Here is an 18,241-nt window from a genome sequence, read left to right on the forward strand (position 1 = left end):
TCGGTCCAGATCGGCATCCGCACCACGACCGAGGATTACCTGGGCGTCCATGTCATCGACGCGCGCGAGGTGCATGAGAAGGGGGTGGCGGCAGCGGTGGCCAGGGCGAAGGATATCGTCGGCGACGGGGCGACCTATGTGACCTTCGACATCGACTGCCTCGACCCCTCTGCCGCGCCGGGAACGGGGACGCCGGTCTGGGGCGGGTTGCACTCCTGGCAGGCGGCGGCGGCCTTGCGCGACCTGGCCGGGATCAACATGGTCGGAGGGGATATCGTCGAGGTCTCGCCGCCCTATGACACCACCGGGGCCACGGCGATCGCCGGGGCGCATGTCGCCTATGAACTGATCTGCCTCTACCACTGGGCGCGGACCCAGCGGTGAGGGCAGTTATGAAATCGAGCGCCTGCGGCGCAAGCCTTTTGTCTCGCGGCTTTGCGTGAAGGACGCAAAGCCGCTCGGGCGGCCTCCGGCGGGGATATTTGGGCAAATGTGAAAGGGCTTGGGGCGGACCCTTGACGGGTGCTGGCCTGCCTGCCAAACCCCCCGCCATGGTTCCCTTGGACAAGCTTGCCCAGATCACCGAACGTTTCGAGTTTCTCGAAGCGCAGCTGAACGCGGGCGCGGCCCCGGCCGAGATCGCGCGGATCAGCCGGGAATATACCGAGCTGAAGCCGGTGGTGGAGGAAATCCGCGCCTATCGCCAGTCGCTGGACGACCTGACCGAGGCCGAGGCGATGCTGGCGGACCCCGAGATGAAGGCCTTGGCCGAGGAGGAGTTGCCGCGGCTCAAGGCCCGCATCCCCGAGATGGAGCAGGCCCTGCGGCTGGCGCTTCTGCCGAAGGATGCGGCCGATACGCGCCCGGCGATCATCGAGATCCGGCCGGGGACGGGGGGCGACGAGGCGGCGCTCTTCGCGGGCGATCTGGCGCGGATGTACCAGCGTTATGCCGAGCGGATGGGCTGGGCTTTCGAAGTGATCAGCGAGCAAGCGGGCGAGGTCGGCGGGCTGAAGGAATTCTCGGCCCATATCCAGGGCGAGGGGGTCTATGCCCGGATGAAATACGAATCCGGGGTGCATCGCGTGCAGCGGGTCCCGGAAACCGAAGCGCAGGGCCGCATCCACACCAGCGCGGCCACGGTGGCGGTGCTGCCGGAGGCGGAGGAAGTCGATATCGACATCCCGGCCAGCGACATCCGCATCGACACGATGCGATCCTCCGGGGCAGGGGGCCAGCACGTCAACACCACCGACTCGGCGGTCAGGATCACCCACCTGCCGACCGGGATCGTCGTCACTTCGTCCGAGAAGTCGCAGCACCGGAACCGCGAGATCGCGATGCAGGTGCTGCGCGCGCGGCTTTACGAGGCAGAGCGGGAGCGGCTGCATTCCGAACGCGCGGCGGACCGGAAGTCGCAGGTGGGCAGCGGCGACCGCAGCGAGCGCATCCGCACCTACAACTTCCCGCAAGGCCGGATGACCGACCACCGGATCAACCTCACGCTCTACGCCCTGCCGCAGATCATGGGCGGCGATCTGGGTGAGGTGATCGACGCGCTGGTCGCGCATGACCAGGCGGAACGGCTGGCGGAGATGGAAGGGTGAAGGCGCAAGAGGCGCTGCGGCTGGCCGTTCCCCGGCTGGACGCGGCGGGGTTGGAGGGTGCGAGCCGCGATGCGCGGGTGCTTCTCGCCCATGCGCTGGGGGTCCCGCCCGACCGGCTGACGCTGCACCTGCCCGAGGAAATGACGGGGGCGCAGGCTTCGGCCTTCGAGGCGGCGCTGGTGGCGCGCGAGGCCCGGCAGCCGGTGGCGCAGATCATCGGGCAGCGGCTCTTCTGGGGCCTGCCGTTCCACGTCACCCGCGACACGCTGGACCCGCGCCCCGATACTGAGGCGCTGGTGGCCGAGGCGCTGGCCGAACCCTTCCTGAAGCTGCTGGACCTGGGCACCGGGACCGGCTGCATCCTTTTGTCCTGCCTGAAAGGCATGCCGATGGCGCGGGGGGTGGGGGTCGATATTTCCGAGGCAGCGCTTGCGGTTGCCAGCCGAAATTCATCCGACCTGGCGCTGCAGGACCGGACACGCTTCCTGCGTTCCGACTGGTTCACCGCCGTCGCGGGCGCCTTCGACCTGATCGTCTCGAACCCGCCCTATATCGCCGAAAGCGAGATGCCGGGACTGGCTCCCGAGGTCCGCGACTGGGAGCCGCATCTGGCGCTGACGCCCGGTGGTGACGGGCTGGAGGCCTACCGGATCATCGCGCGCGGCGCGGGACCGCGGCTGATGCCCGGCGGGCGGCTTCTGGTCGAGATCGGCCCGACGCAAGGCGGCGCGGTCGCGGCGCTGTTCCGGGCGGCGGGGCTGGAGGACATCCGCATCCTGCCCGACATGGACGGGCGCGACCGGGTGGTGGCGGCGCGCAAGCCCGGCGGTGACAGTTGCGGTTGTGCCTGACCCCGCCGATTTCCCCGGAAATCCGCAGTTTTCCCTTGTCACATGGGTCCGCCTGTGATTATTGACCCCTGTCAGGCGCGGGATCATACCTGCTCCTGACACATTGCCCCGGCCCCGCAGACCTTGATTTTGCTGCCCATGAGGGGCGGCGGTCGCAGGCCAAAGCCATCATAAGGACCAGATGCGCTCCTCCAAGAAACGCTCGCGTTCCAACCAGAACCGCCCGCGCACCCTCGGCAACATCATCAACCGCGTCTTCGATTCCTCGGGCCCCGAGGGCAAGGTGCGCGGCACGCCGCAGCAGATCATCGAGAAATACCAGATGCTGGCACGCGATGCGCAGCTCTCGAACGACCGCGTGGCGGCCGAGAATTTCCTTCAGCACGCCGAGCATTACACAAGGATGCTGGCCGAGGCGACGCGCGAGATGGCCGCCGAGCAGGAGGCACGGCAGCAGCAGTACCAGCAGAACGGCGGGCACCAGGGTCAGGGCGGCCAGAACGGGGGTCAGAACGGTGGGCAACAGGGCCAGCCGCGCGGCGACCGCTCCGAGGGCCAGGAGCGGCGCGACCGCGACAATCGGGACAACAACCGGGGCGACCGCGACAACCGGGGCGACCGGCAGGAGCGGGGCGAGCGGCGGCAGGAGTTCAACCGCGACTACCGCGAAGAGCGCAATTTCGCCGCCGAGGAACAGCCGATGGCCAGCGATGTCATCGACCTCGATGCGGGCGACGACACCGGGCTGATCGAGACACCGGAATCCGCTGCCCGCGATGCCTCCACCCGGCCGCAGGGCGAGGCGAGGCCCGCGCCGGAGCCCGTGGCGGAACCGGCGGCCGAGGCCCCCGCCAAGGAAACCCCGGCCAAGGAAGAGCGGGCGCCCCGGCGTCCGCGCGGTCCGCGCAAGCCCAAGGTCGACGGCAGTCCGGATGGTGAGCCGCCGAAGGAAGCGGCGGAATAGAATGCAAAGGCCGCCCAAGGGGCGGCCTTCTTCTTGGCGTCAGGCCACAGGCTCAGGGGGCCGCCAGAGTCAGTTCGCTCCGCTCGCCCGCTGTCACCTTCAGCGGCGTTTCGGACGCCTTGTCCCCCTTGCTGAGCTTGACTACATAATCGCCCGCAGGCAGCGCGGTCTGCCAGTTCGGACCATAGCCGTAGCCGATCGAGGCCCGGTTGCCGTTGATGTCGGGCTTGGCGGCGAGAATCTCGATGAACTCGTCCGTGGGCGTGGTGAAGGCCGCGACGCCCGCATTCAGCGGAACCGTGATGTCCGTCCGCTCTCCAACCTTGATGGCGAAGGGAACCTCGGCCTTTACCGCCCCCAGGCTGACGACCGCGACATAGTCGCCCGCCGGAAGGTCGAACTTCGCGCCCGCGCCATAGGTGGTCCCCACCGATTTGCGGTTCCCCTCGATATCCTTCTTCGCCGCAAAGATTTCCACGAACTGATCGCCGCCCTCCACCGTCATGCCCTCGGTATAGGTGGCATCGACCACGGCCAGCCCGACGCCGAGCACAAGGTCGAGGTTGGTCACTTTCCCGGCCTCGATCAGCACCGACTGGCTGGTCTCTGCCGCGCCCAGCCTGGCATTCAGGCCGTATTCGCCTGCCGGGAAGACCCGCTGCGCCTTCTCATAGCCGCTGTCGCTGACGTCGTCGGGTCCGCGCATCTCCCAGAAGGCATCCGGGTCGGGGTCGGCACCGGGCGAGGGGCGGAGCGTCAGCTTCAGGATGCCGGCATCCATCACCACCAGCGGCTGCGACAGTTCGCTTGCCGGGCCGATCTCCACCTCCTGCGTCACCACCGCCTCGTCCAGCGTCGTGACCATGCGGTACTTGCCGGGCGGCAGCGCGCCTTTGGTGGCGCCATAGATCGTGGTCGCCGTGTCGGGCGCGACAGATCCATCGTCCGCGATGGCATAGAAGTAGAAATAGGCGTCGTCCATGATGTCCGCCTCAGGTTCCGGGCCGCCTTCGGCCAGGTAGAGTATCGGATCGACATTGTTCTCAAGCATCGCCGGGGCGGGGGCGGGCTCCGGCACAGGCACAGGCTCGGGTTCGACCACGGCGACGGTGGTCTTCAGCGCCTCGACCAGGCTGCCCGCATCCTTGGCCTGGATGTACTTCCCGCCGGTATTCTCGGCCAGGCAGGCCACCGTCGCGCCCTCTTCCGCGGTCAGGCCGAAGCCTACGACATGCGCGGTGAAATCGACGCCCGAGGCCTCCAGCTCGGCCCCCAGCGCACAGGGGTCGGCCTCGCAGGTCTCGATCCCGTCGGTGATCAGGATGACGGTGGCCTTCTCCTCGGTCGACTTCAGCTCGGCTGCGGCGCGGCGGACGGCTTCGGTCAGCGGCGTCTTGCCCAGGAATTTCATCGCATTCGCGGCATCGGTGATCGCCCGCGCGGTCCCGGCGGCGGGCGGGACGACCAGTTCGATGTCCTGACAGCTGCCCTTCTCGCGGTGGCCATAGGCCATCAGGCCGATCTCGGTCGCGGGGTCGAGACCCGACAGCACCGACCCCAGCGCCTCGCGCGCGATCTCCAGCTTGGGTCGTCCGTCGATCTGGCCCCACATCGAGCCCGAGGCATCCAGGACGATGATCGACTTGCCCTCGGCCAGCGCGGGCAGGGCGCAGAGACCGGCAAGGGCGGCGGCAAGGAGATAGCTGAAAATCCGCATGGGGCGCTCCGAAAATGCTTCAAATCCGGAAGGAGCCTAGGGCAGCCGCCCCGGCGGGGTCAATCGCGGCAATGGAAAAGGTCTCCGGGCATGACCCGAAGACCCGACCCGAAAACCGGAGGGGAAGAAGGGGACAATTGTCTCCGGCCCCGGGCCTCTGCCTCCGGGATGAGTGACCATCCCGGAGGCCGATGCGGATCACATAGCGGGCAGGAGCACCGTGTCGATCACATGGATGACGCCGTTCTTCTGCTTGACGTCGGCGATGGTCACGTTGGCCACGTTGCCCTGGCCGTCCTTGATCATGATCTTGCCGTCCTTCTCCATCGCGGTGAATTCGCAGCCGCCGACGGTCTTGACGGTATGCGCGCCGCCGTCATCCATCACCATCTTGCCGATATCCGCCGCCATCGCATTGGCCGCGACGACATGGCAGGTCAGGATCTTCACCAGCTGATCCTTGTTCTCGGGCTTCAGCAGCGTCTCCACCGTCCCGGCGGGCAGCTTGGCGAAGGCTTCGTTCGTCGGCGCGAAGACGGTGAATGGGCCGTCGCCTTGCAGCGTCTCGGCCAGGCCCGCGGCCTGCACGGCGGCGACAAGCGTGGTGTGGTCGGCCGAATTGACCGCGTTCTCGACGATGGTCTTGTCCTCATACATCGCGGCACCGCCGACCATCGGGTTTTCGGCCAGCGCCATGCCGGTGGTCAGCGCCAGGATCGAAAGGCCAAGTTTCAAGGCTTTCATCGGTCTCTCCCTTCGGGTTTCGGGCGGGGTCATTCCCGCCTCACCCCCGAAGGAACGGAGACTTTTGCAGCTAAGTTTCAGCCGGGGCTACGGCTCACGCTTCTGTGATCAGGCGCTGCCGACCGTGGCCGTCAGGATCACCGGCCCGGTTGGCTGGCCGGTGGGCGACCCGCCCTCGGGCTCGATCGAGACGGCGAACGTGAAACCCGCTGGCGGGGTCGGGTGGGTGATGATCAGGGGCCTGTCCTGCAAAAGGCCCAGCGAGACGGGCGCGCTGTCCGGCGCGATGAGCCACAACTCGTGCACTTGGCCCGGCACCGCGGCGACCCCGGCCATGCGGGTGATCTGGAGGGTCTCGCCGAAATGCGTGATGCGATAGGCCAGCCGGTTGTCGGCGGTGGCGAGCGTCGCGACCAGTTCGGGGCGCGGCGGGGCAAAGGTAGAGACCACGGCAAGCGACAGGGCGGCAGCAACGGTCGCGCCCGAAAGCCAGGCCAGCAGCCCCGAGCGCGACCGTCCTGGCGCCCTGGGGAAAAGCCGCGCCTCGATCTGCGGCAACAGGTTCGGGGCAGGGGCGGGCTGGAACCCGTCGTTCAGACCGGTCAGGCGGCCCTCCCATTCCGCGACCCGCGCCGCGAAGGCCGGGTCCCGCTTCAGCCGGGCCCCGGCTTCGGCGCGTTCGGCCAGGTCCAGCACGCCCAGCACATATTCGGCGGCGAGCGCGTCTTCGGCCTCGTGTGGGGTGAGCGGAGCATCCGTCATGTCTCCAGACACTCCTTCAGCTTCAGAAGGCTCCGCCGCAGCCAGGTGCGCATCGTGTTCAACGGCACCGCATGGCGCGCGGCGAGGTCGAGATAGGACAGCCCGTCCAGATAGGCCCCCCTGACCGCGTCCGCCCGGTCCGGGTCGAGCGTGCCGAAGCAATCGGCCATCCGCTTTGCCTCGCCCTGCGCCACCAGCCGCGTCTCGGCGCGGGGGGCGCTGTCCTGCACCATGTCCAGCCCGTCGTCGGACGCCGGTTCGGGCCGCGCGCGCAGCCGGTCGATGGCGAGGTTCCGGGCAATCGCGATCAGCCAGGTCATGCCCCGGCCCTTCGCCGGATCATAGCGACCGGCGCGCAACCAGACCCGTGTGTAGACCTCCTGCAAGGCATCCTCCGCCTCGGCGCGTTCCCTGAGCATACGCAAGAGTACACCCATAAGTTTCGCCGAAGTGTCGCGGTAAAGTGCCCGGAACGCGGCCCGGTCTTGGGCCACGCATTTCGCGATCAGGGCGGCGACGGGGTCGTCCATGGCGCGACGTTACGGGTTTTTGCCCGCAGCGCAAGGGCTTCGCAGGGAAAGCTTATCCCCGCCGCCGCCGCCGACCCCCGTCATCCCCGCCCGATTTCGGGTTGAAGCTGACCTCGGGAAGCTGAACGATCTGTCGCAGGTTCGGAAACGGATCGACGGCATGCGGGATGGCGTTGGCGTTGACGAAATGCTCCTGGAAGCGCGGCTCGATCGCCGTCTCCACCTTGTGGATGTCGTGGACCGTCGCCTCGATCTGGTTGCGCGCCGCCACGTTGCAAAGCGCGATCCGCGCGCCGGTCCCGGCGGCGTTCCCTGCGCTCGTCACATGATCCAGCGGCACGTCGGGGATCATCCCCAGCACCATCGCGTGTTTCGGGCTGATATGCGCACCGAAAGCGCCTGCCAGCGTCACCCGATCCACCGTATCCACGCCCATCTCGTCCATCAGCAGCCGCGCGCCTGCGTAAAGCGCCGATTTCGCCAGCTGGATCGCCCGGATGTCGCCCTGCAACACGCTGATCCGGGGCCCGCCCTCGGCGCTGCCGTCATGCAACAGATAGCCGAAGGTCCGGCCATGCGGCTCGCAGCGCGCCGACCCGGTCTGCTCCGGCCCGCCGATCAGCCCGCCGGGATCGACCAGCCCCGCCATCCGCATCTCGGCCACCGCCTCGATGATGCCCGAGCCGCAGATGCCGGTGATGCCGGTGGTCTTGGTGGTCTGAGCAAAGCCGGGGTCGTCCGACCAGAGGTCCGATCCGATGACCCGGAAGCGCGGCTCCTTCGTCACCGGGTCGATCTCCACCCGCTCGATGGCCCCCGGTGCCGCCCGCTGGCCGCTGGAGATTTGCGCCCCCTCGAAGGCCGGGCCGGTGGGCGAGGAGCAGGCAAGCACCCGTTTTTCGTTGCCCAGCAGGATCTCGGCATTGGTGCCCACATCAACGATCAGTACCATGTCCTTGGATTTGTTCGGTTCCTCCGAAAGCGCCACCGCCGCGCAGTCGGCCCCCACATGGCCTGCGATACAGGGCAGCACATAGACCCGGGCCGAGCGGTTGAGGGCCGTCAGGTCCAGGTCGCGCGCATCCAGCGACAGGCTGCCGCTCGTCGCCAGCGCAAACGGCGCCTGGCCCAGTTCCACCGGATCGACGCCCAGGAACAGGTGGTGCATCACCGGGTTGCAGACGATGACCATCTCGTAGATCAGCGCGGGATCGATCTTGACGTCTTCGGCAATCTGTTTGGCCAGCGAATTGATCGCCTCGCGCACGGCCCGCGTCATCTCCACATCGCCGCCGGGGTTCATCATCGCGTAGCTGACGCGCGACATCAGGTCCTCGCCGAAGCGGATCTGCGGGTTCATCAGGCCCGACGAAGCCAGCACCTTGCCATCGGTCAGGTCGCAAAGATGCGCCGCGATGGTGGTGGAGCCGAGGTCCACCGCCAGACCCAGGAGCGGCCCTTCGTGGAAGCCGGGGAAGATGTCCAGCACCCGCGTCACCGCGTCATGGTTGCCCTTGTGCAGGACCGCCGTCACCTTCCACTCACCCTTGCGCAGGACGGGTTGCAGGCGGCGCAGGACGGACAGGTCGGCCTCGATCCCATCCACCTGCCACTGCGCGGCCAGCGCCCTTGCCAGACGCTCGAAATCGCCGGTCGGCTCATGCATGTCAGGCTCTTCGACCTCGACATAGACGGCGCGGGTGGCAGGATCCATTTCGATATGCCGCTCGGTTGCCGATTTGCGGATCACCTGCTTGTGGACCTGGCTTTCCGGCGGCACGTCGATGACCACATCGCCCATCACCTTGGCCTGACAGCCAAGTCTGCGGCCGGGGGCCAGGCCGCGGATGCGCTTGTAGCGGTCCTCGACCGCGTTCCATTCGCTCAGCGCGTCCTCGTCCACCGTGACGCCATGCTTCGGGAACTCGCCATAGCCCGGCGTGATCTGGCATTTGGAACAGATGCCGCGCCCGCCGCAGACCGAATCGAGGTCCACCCCCAGCTGGCGCGCGGCGGTCAGGACAGGCGTCCCCAGCGCAAAGCGCCCCCGTTTGCCCGAGGGGGTGAAGATCACAAGTGCATCGTCGGTCATGGCATTCTCCTGCGCGCCCTCCTACCTAACGCCGAGTGCACCCGATGGGAGCGCCCGGAAGCGGCGTGTCGCGGTCAGCTTGCGGCCCCATGACGTTCCCGACCCGGAGACCGCCAGCCGACCAGCACCACCGACAGGATCGCATAGGCCCAGACCGGCAGACCCAGAAGGCCGCCCGCCGCGAAGACCGCCGCCATCACCGGCAGGGCGGGGGCCAGATGCGCGGGCAGGCGATGCGCCCGGTCGCGCACCAGCCTGAGCGTCGCGAACAGCAGCGCCAGCGCCAGCCCCAGCCAGCGCGAAACATCGCCCGCCGTGGCCTCGCCGTGATGCGTGGCCAGATCGACCCCGGCGGCGATCGCGGCGCCCAGCACGGCGGTGGCCAGGAAGATCAGCACATGGCCATAGCCCCAGATCATCGCCTGCGGCTGCGCGGTCGTGGTCAGCTGCTCCTCTTCGCAGAAATAGACCCACCAGATCGAGAACACCACGACCAGCCCCGACACGGCGGTCAGCGCCGCCTCAAGCGAGGGATGGTCGGAAAAGAGCGCTCCGAACCCGTGCGAGACCGACAGCATGATCTCGCCCAGCGAAATGATCATCAGAAGCCCGTAGCGTTCGATGATGTGGTGGCGATGGAAGGGCGTCGGCTTTGCGCTTTCGGCGAAGGCGGGAACGGCAAGCTCGACAACATAGATCCCGATGCCCGCAACGAAGAAGGCGGTCGAGCCGGGGGCGGTGGTGAAATACATCAGCGCCCAAAGCGCCTGCGCGACAAGGATGCCCAGGGCATAGCGGAAGCAGGTCTGCCGGTAATCGGGATTGTCCCGTGCCGCCCGCAGCCACAGCGCCGCCATTCCCAGCCGCATGATCACCCAGCCAAGGATGCCGAAGCGCATGTCCAGCGTGTCGAAGATATAGCCCGCGCCGCCCGCGAAGATCAGTTCGCCGCACATGATGACCATGACCAGCAGGCGGTACAGGCTATCGTCGTTGTCGAAGGCCGAGGCGAACCAGGTGAAGTTCATCCAGCACCACCAGATCGCGAAGAACAGGAACAGGAAGCGCGGCAGCACCTCCAGCCCGTGGCCCTCGGAAATGCCGTGGTGCAGGCCCGCGGTGACGGCGGCGATGGCGATGACGGTGATCAGGTCGAAGAACAGTTCCAGCGTGGTCGACACGCGGTGATGTTCCGAGGGATTGCGCGAAACGAGCGGGCGCAGGATGGCGGACATGGGCACTCCTTCACTGGGGACGGCCATGAAAGCCGCAAAACCGACGCGGCTGCAAGCGCGCCCTTCGGCGCGCAGGTCGCCGGCGGCCCCTATTCCGTCACCGGCTACCCGCGCCGGACGGGCTTCGGGTCGATCAGCGTGATTTTCTGCCAGATCTTGCGCGACAGGCTGGCGCCCAGAAGCTCGATATCGTTGACCGCGCTGGCGACACCCTCGTCCGGAACCGCCTGCGAATACAGCGCCGCCAGCTTGCCGGTGATCGCCAGAAGCTCGGTGCAATAGTCGAGATAGCGCGACATCTCGGCTTCGTCCATCTCGCGGTGGGGCGCAGGTTCGCCGGGCGGCAGATCGGGGGCCAGACCCGCCGGATCCTTCGTCAACTGGTACATGTCGATGACATGGATGACCGAGCGCAGCTGATGCAGGCCGCGCGCCACCCGCTGCCGCTTGACCCGCGCCTCCAGCCGGACCAGCGCCATCAGGCCCAGCGTGGCCAGAAGCGCGGTGTTGATCGCCGCTTCCACCCCCTCGACCGAGGCGATGGCCTGCTGGCCGACCTGGTTCAGCGACACGATGGAGCCGACCCAGAGAAAGATCGCCCCGCCGCCGAGGATGACCAGCACCAGAAGCACGCGCAATCCCCAGATCGGCGGGGCAAGGGCCGCCACCTCGGCCCGCACACTGCGGCAAAGCGCGGTGATCTCGGCCGCGACCCGCGACAGGCCGCGCCCGGGGAATCGCTCGGCGATCCGGCGCTCCAGCCGCTCGGCGGTGGCGAGGATCATGTCGGGATCGAGGGTGCGATAGGGCATGGTGGGAGGCATAGCATCGGAAACCCGGACCGCAAAATGCCTTTCACATTTGCCCAAATATTCCCGCCGGAGGCAGCCCCGAGCTGCTTTGCGTCCTTCACGCAATGCAGGGAGGCAAGGAGTCTTCGCGCCGCAAGGCGCTCATTCTGGCAGACGCCCGGACTTGTGTGGCGTCACCGATCCTTTTCCAGCCAGGCGAGGATCGCCGCCCTGTCGCCGTCGAGGCGCGGGGCAGGGGGCAGGGCGGCCTTTTCGGGCAGGGTGGACATCTTGATCGGGTTGCCCGGCGCGGTGAAGGCGGGGCCGCCGGGCTGCGGCGTCACCGGCAGGACCATGTTCCGCGCGCGCAGTTGCGGGTCGGCCAGCACCTCGACCATATCCTGCACCCGCGCGGTCGGCAGCTCTGCCGCATCCAGCACCGCCAGCCAATGCGCGACGGGATGGCCCAGCGTCACCGCCTCGATCAGCCGCTTCAGAAGCGCATGGTTCTCGCAGCGCGCGGCGTTCGTCGCAAAGCGGGGGTCGGCGGCGATCTCCAGGCCCAGCACCTCGCACAGCCTGCCGAACATCGCATCGTTCCCGGCGGCGATCACCACGAAGCCGTCCGCCGCGCGGAAGGTGGCGAAAGGCGTGATCGTCGGATGCCGCGCGCCGGTCGGGCCGGGGGCGACCCCCGTGGCCGAGGCGATGGCCAGCGCATGTTCCTGGATCGCCAGCTGTGCGTCCAGCATCGCCACGTCGATGAAGGCGCCCTCGCCGGTCCTTTCGCGCTGATAAAGCGCCGCCAGCACGCCCTGCGCCAGATACATCCCCGCCACGATATCGCCGATGCTGGCCCCCACCCGCACCGGCGGCCCACCGGACTCGCCGGTGATCGACATCACCCCGCCCCGCGCCTGCACCACCATGTCATAGGCGGGCTTCCGGGCATCCGGCCCGGTCTGGCCGAAGCCCGAGACCGCGGCATAGACCAGCCGCGGGTAAAGACCGTGCAGCACCTCCCAGCCATAGCCCAGCCGCGCCGTCACGCCGGGGCGGTAGTTTTCCACCAGCACATCCGCCCGCGCCACCAGCCGCTCGAACACCGAACGGTCCGCCGCATCCTTCAGGTCCAGCGCGATGGATTGCTTGCCCGCGTTCAGCGTCGCGAAATAGGCGCTTTCGCCCGCCACGAAGGGCGGGAAGGCCCGCGTGTCGTCGCCCGTCCCCGGCCGCTCCACCTTGATCACCGTCGCCCCCAGGTCCTGCAGGCTCTGCGTGCAGAAGGGTCCCGCCAGCACATGCGTCAGGTCCAGAATCAGAATGCCGTCGAGGGGTGCCATGCGAGCCTCCGTTTTCCCGATCCTGCCACGCCGTTCATCACGGTGCGTTGACGCCGGTCAAATCCCCCTCTACCTCGCCCACCATGGCACGCGCACCCCTTCTCCAGCTTTCCGGCATTTCCCTCACCTTCGGCGGCAACCCGGTCTTCGACGACCTTTCGCTCACCGTGCAGCCCGGCGACCGCATCGCGCTGGTGGGGCGGAACGGCAGCGGCAAGTCGACGCTGATGAAGGTGATGGCCGGTCTGGTTGAACCCGACCAGGGCGTGCGCACCGTCCCGCCCGGCGTGACCGTGGGCTATATGGAGCAGGAGCCGGACCTGTCCCGCTTCGCCACCCTGGGCGACTTCGCGGCCTCCGATCTGCCGGAAGGGCAGGACTACCGTCTCGCCGTCGTGGCCGAGGGGCTGAAGTTCGACCCTGCCACCCCCGTCGCCACCGCCAGCGGCGGGGAACGCCGCCGCGCCGCGCTGGCCAAGCTTTTGGCCGAGGCGCCGGAACTGATGCTGCTGGACGAGCCGACCAACCATCTCGACATCCAGGCCATCGAATGGCTGGAGCGCGAGCTTCTGGAAACCCGCGCCGCCTTCGTCCTGATCTCCCACGACCGCGCCTTTTTGCGCGCCCTGTCGAAAGCGACGCTCTGGATCGACCGGGGCGAGGTCCGCCGCCGCGAGGCCGGGTTCGAGGGGTTCGAGGACTGGCGCGAAACCATCTGGGCCGAGGAGGACGAGGCCCGCCACAAGCTCGACCGCAAGATCAAGCACGAGGCGAAATGGGCGGTCGAAGGCATCAGCGCGCGACGGAAACGCAACATGGGCCGCGTCCGCGCGCTGCAGGCGCTGCGGGCCGAGCGCAAGGCGCAGATCCGGCGGCAAGGGACGGCGGCCTTCGCGCTGGATGCGGGTCCCACCTCCGGCAAGAAGGTGATCGAGGCGACGGGCCTCACCAAGGCCTATGGCGACAAACGCATCGTCAAGGACTTCTCCCTGCGCGTGCTGCGCGGCGACCGGGTGGCCTTCGTCGGGCCGAACGGGGTTGGAAAAACCACGCTTCTTAAGATGTTGACCGGCGAAGTTCAACCGGATGCCGGGACCGTGACGCTCGGCACCAACCTCGAGATCGCCATTTTCGACCAGACCCGCACAAGGCTGGACGTGAACGCCAGCCTCTGGGACAACCTGACCGTCGATCCGCTGATGCGGGTTTCCGGCAGTTCCGATCAGGTCATGGTGCGGGGGACGCCCAAGCATGTGGTGGCCTATCTGAAGGACTTCCTCTTCGACGAACGCCAGGCCCGCGCTCCGGTGCGCAGCCTGTCGGGCGGCGAACGCGCCCGGCTGTTGCTGGCAAAGCTGATGGCGCAGCCCTCGAACCTGCTGATCCTCGACGAACCGACCAACGATCTGGACGTGGAAACGCTGGATCTGTTGCAGGACATCCTGGGCGAATACGACGGCACTGTGCTGCTGGTCAGCCACGACCGCGATTTCATCGACCGGATCGCCACCACGACGGTAGCGATGGAAGGCGGGGGCAGGGCGCAGGCCTATCCCGGCGGCTGGTCGGATTATGCCGCACAGCGCCCTGCGCTGGTGGACGCCGAAGCGAAATCCGCGCCGAAAGCCGCTGCCGCGACCCCTGCGAAACCGGACTCCGCCGCGAAGCCCACCGGCCTCTCCTTCACCGAAAGGAAGCGTCTCGACGATCTCCCCGACCTGATCGCCCGGCTGGAATCAGAGATCGGCAAGCTGGCCACACTTCTCGCCGATGCCGACCTCTTCATCCGCGAACCGGTGAAATTCCGCAAGGCGACCGAGGCGCTGGCCGACCGGCAAAGCGCCCTTGAGGCCGCCGAATCCGAGTGGCTGGAATTGGCCGACCGCGCCTGACCTTAGGGAACAGGCGGGGCCTCGCCCAAACCTGTCCGGTTCCTCGGCGCATCCTTGCTTGCCCCCCACACGGGTCTTCAAGCACGCGTGAGCAGCCATTGTGCAGGCGCGCCACAATCCCCATTCCCTTCTGCGAGCCGACTGGAACTGTTCCGGTCATACGATGGTTGTAGTCGGCCAGAACAAGGAGACAGAAATGAAAACTATCGCAGCATTGATCGCTACCGCCGCCCTGACCGCCCCCGCTTTCGCGGGCGGCCCTGTCGCCGTGGTCGATGAGCCGGTCGTCGCTCCCGTCGCCGAAGCCTATGTCGCTCCGGGCCTCGATTGGTCGGGCGCTTATGTCGGCGGTCAGCTGGGCTATGGCGATGTCGATACCAAATCCGGCGGCGTCGACGGGCCTGGCGGCCACGGCTGGCTTGGCGGTGTCCATGCCGGGTATCGTTGGGACCTCGGCCAGTGGGTCGCGGGGACCGAATTGAGCTGGGACAAGTCCTCGATCGAGATCCCTGATGGATCGGGCGTCGAACTCGACAACGTTGCCGCGCTGAAAGTGATGGTCGGCCGCGAAATCGGCAACAGCCTGGTCTACGGGACGCTGGGTGCCGCCCATGCGAAGATCAGCGGCGGCGCAACCGACGCCAGCGACAATGGCGTCGTCTACGGTCTCGGCTTCGACCACGCGCTGAATGACCGCTGGACCGTTGGCGGCGAAGTGCTCCAGCACAACTTCGACGACTTCAACGGCTCGGGTGTCGACGTCGACGCCACCACGATCAAGGCCAAGGTCGGGCTTCGTTTCTGACCCTTGACCTTTGCGGCGCGGCTTCCCCCGCGCCGCACCCCCTACCGGCAGGCGATCGGTCGCAGCAGGAAGCTGCGGTCATCGCCTGTGTTGCGTTCCAGCGTGGCGAAGCCCGCGTCGTTTTCGAAGCCCATCCCGCGGCTTGAAACCTTGATCAGGATCGCGCCGCCTTTTGCGGGCGTGATCGCGAACGCCCCGGCATCGCCTTCCATCGTGCAATAGAGCGTATCGCCGCCCTCGTTCTCGCAAGAGCCATAGGCCTCGAACTCCCCGCCCGGCACGCCGCGCAGGCGGAGCGTGAGATGAACCCCAAGAAATGGTTGGGCAATATCGAAATCCGGGCTGATGGCGATCCGCGTCACACGCTGCGCCGGGTGTTCGGCCAGATGATCCTTGCCGTAGTCGCGCGCATAGCAGCTGTCGGGGCCGGGAAACATCTGGTCCTGCGGGCTTTGCGCCCCGGCTGCCGTGGCGGCAAGTGACACGAGGATCGCCGCGCAGAGTGCTGCTCTGCTTACCATTTTCCGGTGGCACCCCCGCCCGAGGACCTTCCTCCGCCGAAGCCGCCTCTGGCACCTCTGTCGCGGTTCTGGCTGCCGAAATTCTTGTCCCGGCGGGCGTCGCGGCTGTTGAAGCCGACCGGATAGGTCTTGTGGTCGGAAAAGCCGCAGGCCGAGCAGGTCAGGTGCTGCATCCCGAGGCCGGGTTCGCTGCGCGTCGGTTGCTGGATCACCTCGCGGCTCCGCTCCAGCGTCTGTGCGCCGCAGTTCGGGCAGGTCCGGTTCGCGCGACGGCTGCGCCAGAAGCCGAAGCCCGCAAGCCCGGCGATGGCACCGAAGCCCAGAAGGGCATTGCGGGCGCCGGAGCCGCTGCCGGTCTCCTCGAACCCGTCCGTCACCGAGACCGGCTGGCCCGCCAGGAACGGCATGATCAGCCGGTCGCGGGCCGAGGTGATCCCGGCCTCGATCCCGGCCGCAAACTGGCCCTCGCGCAGGGGGGGCAGGACGGCGGTCGACAGAACCCGCGCCGCGCGCCCGTCATAGACCGGGTCATAGCCCGCCCCCAGCGCGATCCGCGCCTCGCGCGTCTGGGTGTCCAGCAGAAGCAGGATGCCGTCGTTCCGATCGGCCCCGCCCACGCCCCAGGCGTTGAAAAGCGCCTTGCCATATCCCTCGATCTTCATCCCCGCACCGCCCTCGGCCGTCAGGCCCGGCATGGTGACGACAACCATCTGCACCCCCGTCGCCGCGCGCAGGTCTTCAAGCGACCGTGTGATCCGCCCCTCTTCGGTCGCGTCCAGCACATCGGCGAAGTCGGACAAGGTGTCGCCCAGCGGGGCGGGAAGTTCCTGGGAAAACGCAGGCGCAGCAAGCGTCAGGGCGACGGCAAGGGATCGGAGGAACATGATGCAAGCATTTCTTGAACTGTCTTTGCGATCAGCATGACATCTTCCTCACAACAGTCAAACGATCCGACCTGCACCCGTATCGCAAAGCGCCCGTCCACCCGGGTCTGCGTCAGGTAGATCCGGCCATCGTCGTTGATCCGCTGCAAAAGCCGTTCCGTGGCCTCGTCTGTTTCCAAAGCGAAGCTTAAGAGCGAGAGCCGCGGCTCGGTCACGATTCGCACCCCCGGCAGCGCCGCGATCTGGTCGCGCGATTTCAGCGCCCAGCGCACATGGTTGCGAATCCTTTCCCGCAGCCCTTCCAGCCCATAGGCCCGCAGCACGAACCACAATTTCAGCGCCCGGAACCGGCGGCCCAAGGGCACCGTCCATTCGTTGAAATTGACGATCTCCTCCCGCCCCGCCGTCTCCAGATAGGTCGGCCGCAGGCCCAGGGTCCGCACCTGCGCGCCGGGGTCCTTCAGGAACTGCACCGAACAGTCGAACTGCGCGCCCAGCCACTTGTGCGGATTGAAGACGATGGAGTCCGCCCCCTCGATCCCCGCCCACAGGTCGCGGAACTCCGGGCAGATCATCGCCGACCCGGCCCAGGCCGCATCCACATGCACCGGCACGCCCTCGGCACGCGCCACCGCGATGCACTCGCCGATCCGGTCGAACGCCCCGACGCTGGTGCCCCCCGCACAAAGCACCACCCCCGCCGGCACGAAACCCGCCGCCCGGTCCGCCGCAATCGCCGCCCGCAAAGCCTCGTCGGTCATCGCCCGCTCGCCATCGGTCGCCACCTTCACCAGATTGCGTTGCCCGATCCCTGCCACCCTTATCGCCTTGTCGACCGAGGAATGCGTCTCGGCGCTGGCGTAGAAGCGCAGGACCGGCCCTCCCGCCAGCCCCTCGTCCAGCCCGCGCCAGCCCAGCGCCTTCTCCCGCATCGTCAGCACCGCCGACAGCGTCGCATTGGTCGCCGAATCATGGATCGTGCCGACAAACCCCTCCGGCAGACCGACCGCCTGGCGCAGCCAGTCGACCATCACCTGCTCCACCTCGGTCGCGGCGGGCGAGGTCTGCCAGATCAGCGCGTTGCAGGCCATCGCATTGACCAGTTGCTCCGCCAGGATCGAGGCCGGGGCGGCATTGGCCGGGAAATAGGCGAAGAAGCGGGGATGCTGCCAATGGGTCATGCCGTCGGGCACGATCCGCTCGAAATCCTCCCAGATCGTCTCCATCGGCTCGGCGGCCTCGGGCGGGCCGGGGGGCAACTGCCGCGCCACCCTGCCGGGGACCAGCGGCGCCCGCACCGGCCGGTCGCGAAGGCCCGCATGATAGTCCGCCGCCCAGTCCGCCGCCCGCTTCGACCAATGCCGCAAGCCTTCGTGATCCATCCTCGCCTCCGATTTACTTAACCTGTCAACAGGACAGAAAGCCGGCGCGCGGGCAAGGATTTACCCCCGAACCGCCATTCCTGTTCCTTTTTCCCGCCACGTGGGTCAAATAGGCTATTCC

General features: G+C 67.6%; 17 protein-coding genes. 6 read left to right on the forward strand and 11 right to left on the reverse strand.

The window, feature by feature from the left end; translation table 11 throughout:
• The 4 genes from V7Q39_RS02995 to V7Q39_RS03010 form a co-directional block, all read left to right on the forward strand.
• Positions 1-384 (forward strand): arginase family protein (locus V7Q39_RS02995; RefSeq protein ID WP_333814889.1); only part of this gene is annotated, 384 nt, incomplete at its 5' end.
• Between the two features lie 167 nt (positions 385-551).
• Positions 552-1,607: a peptide chain release factor 1 gene (gene prfA, locus V7Q39_RS03000; RefSeq protein WP_333814891.1), complete on the forward strand. Its 1,056-nt coding sequence runs from the start codon at positions 552-554 to the stop codon at positions 1,605-1,607.
• The gene (gene prmC, locus V7Q39_RS03005; protein WP_333814893.1) at positions 1,604-2,458 is read left to right on the forward strand and encodes a peptide chain release factor N(5)-glutamine methyltransferase; all 855 of its coding nucleotides are present in this window, start codon (positions 1,604-1,606) and stop codon (positions 2,456-2,458) included. The genes prfA and prmC overlap by 4 nt, the downstream gene beginning before the upstream one ends.
• A 181-nt stretch (positions 2,459-2,639) precedes the next feature.
• Positions 2,640-3,422: a DUF4167 domain-containing protein gene (locus tag V7Q39_RS03010; RefSeq protein ID WP_333814894.1), complete on the forward strand. Its 783-nt coding sequence runs from the start codon at positions 2,640-2,642 to the stop codon at positions 3,420-3,422.
• Positions 3,423-3,474: 52 nt separating this feature from the next.
• Here V7Q39_RS03010 and V7Q39_RS03015 read toward each other — a convergent pair whose 3' ends face one another.
• The 8 genes from V7Q39_RS03015 to V7Q39_RS03050 form a co-directional block, all read right to left on the reverse strand.
• On the reverse strand, positions 3,475-5,139 hold the full coding sequence (locus V7Q39_RS03015; RefSeq protein ID WP_333814895.1) for a vWA domain-containing protein: 1,665 nt from the start codon (positions 5,137-5,139) through the stop codon (positions 3,475-3,477).
• Between the two features lie 198 nt (positions 5,140-5,337).
• Positions 5,338-5,883 (reverse strand): fasciclin domain-containing protein, encoded by a 546-nt coding sequence (locus tag V7Q39_RS03020; protein ID WP_333814896.1) that lies wholly within the window; start codon positions 5,881-5,883, stop codon positions 5,338-5,340.
• A gap of 108 nt (positions 5,884-5,991) precedes the next feature.
• Positions 5,992-6,645 (reverse strand): anti-sigma factor, encoded by a 654-nt coding sequence (locus V7Q39_RS03025; protein WP_333814897.1) that lies wholly within the window; start codon positions 6,643-6,645, stop codon positions 5,992-5,994.
• A complete protein-coding gene (locus V7Q39_RS03030) occupies positions 6,642-7,175 on the reverse strand; it encodes a sigma-70 family RNA polymerase sigma factor (protein ID WP_333814898.1) in 534 nt (177 codons plus the stop codon). Before V7Q39_RS03030 ends, V7Q39_RS03025 begins: the two co-directional genes overlap by 4 nt.
• A 52-nt stretch (positions 7,176-7,227) precedes the next feature.
• Positions 7,228-9,267, reverse strand: a complete 2,040-nt coding sequence (locus tag V7Q39_RS03035; RefSeq protein WP_333814899.1) for an ASKHA domain-containing protein — start codon at positions 9,265-9,267, stop codon at positions 7,228-7,230.
• Between the two features lie 74 nt (positions 9,268-9,341).
• Positions 9,342-10,502, reverse strand: a complete 1,161-nt coding sequence (locus tag V7Q39_RS03040; protein WP_333814900.1) for a low temperature requirement protein A — start codon at positions 10,500-10,502, stop codon at positions 9,342-9,344.
• A 104-nt stretch (positions 10,503-10,606) separates the two neighbouring features.
• The gene (locus tag V7Q39_RS03045; RefSeq protein ID WP_333814901.1) at positions 10,607-11,314 is read right to left on the reverse strand and encodes a hypothetical protein; all 708 of its coding nucleotides are present in this window, start codon (positions 11,312-11,314) and stop codon (positions 10,607-10,609) included.
• Positions 11,315-11,487: 173 nt separating this feature from the next.
• On the reverse strand, positions 11,488-12,636 hold the full coding sequence (locus V7Q39_RS03050) for a CaiB/BaiF CoA transferase family protein (RefSeq protein ID WP_333814902.1): 1,149 nt from the start codon (positions 12,634-12,636) through the stop codon (positions 11,488-11,490).
• Between the two features lie 83 nt (positions 12,637-12,719).
• Here V7Q39_RS03050 and V7Q39_RS03055 point away from each other — a divergent pair, with 83 nt between their 5' ends.
• Together V7Q39_RS03055 and V7Q39_RS03060 are read left to right on the forward strand one after the other, a co-directional pair.
• Complete coding sequence (locus tag V7Q39_RS03055; protein WP_333814903.1) at positions 12,720-14,528, forward strand: ABC-F family ATP-binding cassette domain-containing protein; 1,809 nt, start codon at positions 12,720-12,722, stop codon at positions 14,526-14,528.
• Positions 14,529-14,724: 196 nt separating this feature from the next.
• On the forward strand, positions 14,725-15,333 hold the full coding sequence (locus tag V7Q39_RS03060) for an outer membrane protein (RefSeq protein WP_333814905.1): 609 nt from the start codon (positions 14,725-14,727) through the stop codon (positions 15,331-15,333).
• Positions 15,334-15,374: 41 nt separating this feature from the next.
• Here V7Q39_RS03060 and V7Q39_RS03065 read toward each other — a convergent pair whose 3' ends face one another.
• From V7Q39_RS03065 to V7Q39_RS03075, 3 genes are read right to left on the reverse strand one after another with little or no spacing between them, the layout of a single operon-like run.
• On the reverse strand, positions 15,375-15,818 hold the full coding sequence (locus tag V7Q39_RS03065) for a hypothetical protein (RefSeq protein WP_333814906.1): 444 nt from the start codon (positions 15,816-15,818) through the stop codon (positions 15,375-15,377).
• 29 nt (positions 15,819-15,847) lie between these two features.
• Positions 15,848-16,738 carry a TPM domain-containing protein gene (locus tag V7Q39_RS03070; RefSeq protein ID WP_333814907.1) on the reverse strand — a complete coding sequence of 297 codons (891 nt, stop codon included), beginning with the start codon at positions 16,736-16,738 and terminating at the stop codon, positions 15,848-15,850.
• Complete coding sequence (locus V7Q39_RS03075; protein WP_333814909.1) at positions 16,708-18,120, reverse strand: pyridoxal phosphate-dependent decarboxylase family protein; 1,413 nt, start codon at positions 18,118-18,120, stop codon at positions 16,708-16,710. The genes V7Q39_RS03070 and V7Q39_RS03075 overlap by 31 nt, the downstream gene beginning before the upstream one ends.
• Positions 18,121-18,241 lie beyond the last annotated feature (121 nt).

Origin of the sequence: Tabrizicola sp. (genome assembly GCF_036781545.1) — a bacterium.
Taxonomy (GTDB): Bacteria; Pseudomonadota; Alphaproteobacteria; order Rhodobacterales; family Rhodobacteraceae; genus Tabrizicola.

Excerpts from the sequence above, each read along its gene's own strand:
- prfA (WP_333814891.1), top strand. The coding sequence starts at position 552 with ATGGTTCCCTTGGACAAGCTTGCCCAGATCACCGAACGTTTCGAGTTT.
- V7Q39_RS03010 (WP_333814894.1), top strand. The coding sequence starts at position 2,640 with ATGCGCTCCTCCAAGAAACGCTCGCGTTCCAACCAGAACCGCCCGCGC.
- V7Q39_RS03015 (WP_333814895.1), bottom strand. The coding sequence starts at position 5,139 with ATGCGGATTTTCAGCTATCTCCTTGCCGCCGCCCTTGCCGGTCTCTGC.
- V7Q39_RS03020 (WP_333814896.1), bottom strand. The coding sequence starts at position 5,883 with ATGAAAGCCTTGAAACTTGGCCTTTCGATCCTGGCGCTGACCACCGGC.
- V7Q39_RS03025 (WP_333814897.1), bottom strand. The coding sequence starts at position 6,645 with ATGACGGATGCTCCGCTCACCCCACACGAGGCCGAAGACGCGCTCGCC.
- V7Q39_RS03030 (WP_333814898.1), bottom strand. The coding sequence starts at position 7,175 with ATGGACGACCCCGTCGCCGCCCTGATCGCGAAATGCGTGGCCCAAGAC.
- V7Q39_RS03035 (WP_333814899.1), bottom strand. The coding sequence starts at position 9,267 with ATGACCGACGATGCACTTGTGATCTTCACCCCCTCGGGCAAACGGGGG.
- V7Q39_RS03040 (WP_333814900.1), bottom strand. The coding sequence starts at position 10,502 with ATGTCCGCCATCCTGCGCCCGCTCGTTTCGCGCAATCCCTCGGAACAT.
- V7Q39_RS03045 (WP_333814901.1), bottom strand. The coding sequence starts at position 11,314 with ATGCCCTATCGCACCCTCGATCCCGACATGATCCTCGCCACCGCCGAG.
- V7Q39_RS03050 (WP_333814902.1), bottom strand. The coding sequence starts at position 12,636 with ATGGCACCCCTCGACGGCATTCTGATTCTGGACCTGACGCATGTGCTG.
- V7Q39_RS03055 (WP_333814903.1), top strand. The coding sequence starts at position 12,720 with ATGGCACGCGCACCCCTTCTCCAGCTTTCCGGCATTTCCCTCACCTTC.
- V7Q39_RS03060 (WP_333814905.1), top strand. The coding sequence starts at position 14,725 with ATGAAAACTATCGCAGCATTGATCGCTACCGCCGCCCTGACCGCCCCC.
- V7Q39_RS03070 (WP_333814907.1), bottom strand. The coding sequence starts at position 16,738 with ATGTTCCTCCGATCCCTTGCCGTCGCCCTGACGCTTGCTGCGCCTGCG.
- V7Q39_RS03075 (WP_333814909.1), bottom strand. The coding sequence starts at position 18,120 with ATGGATCACGAAGGCTTGCGGCATTGGTCGAAGCGGGCGGCGGACTGG.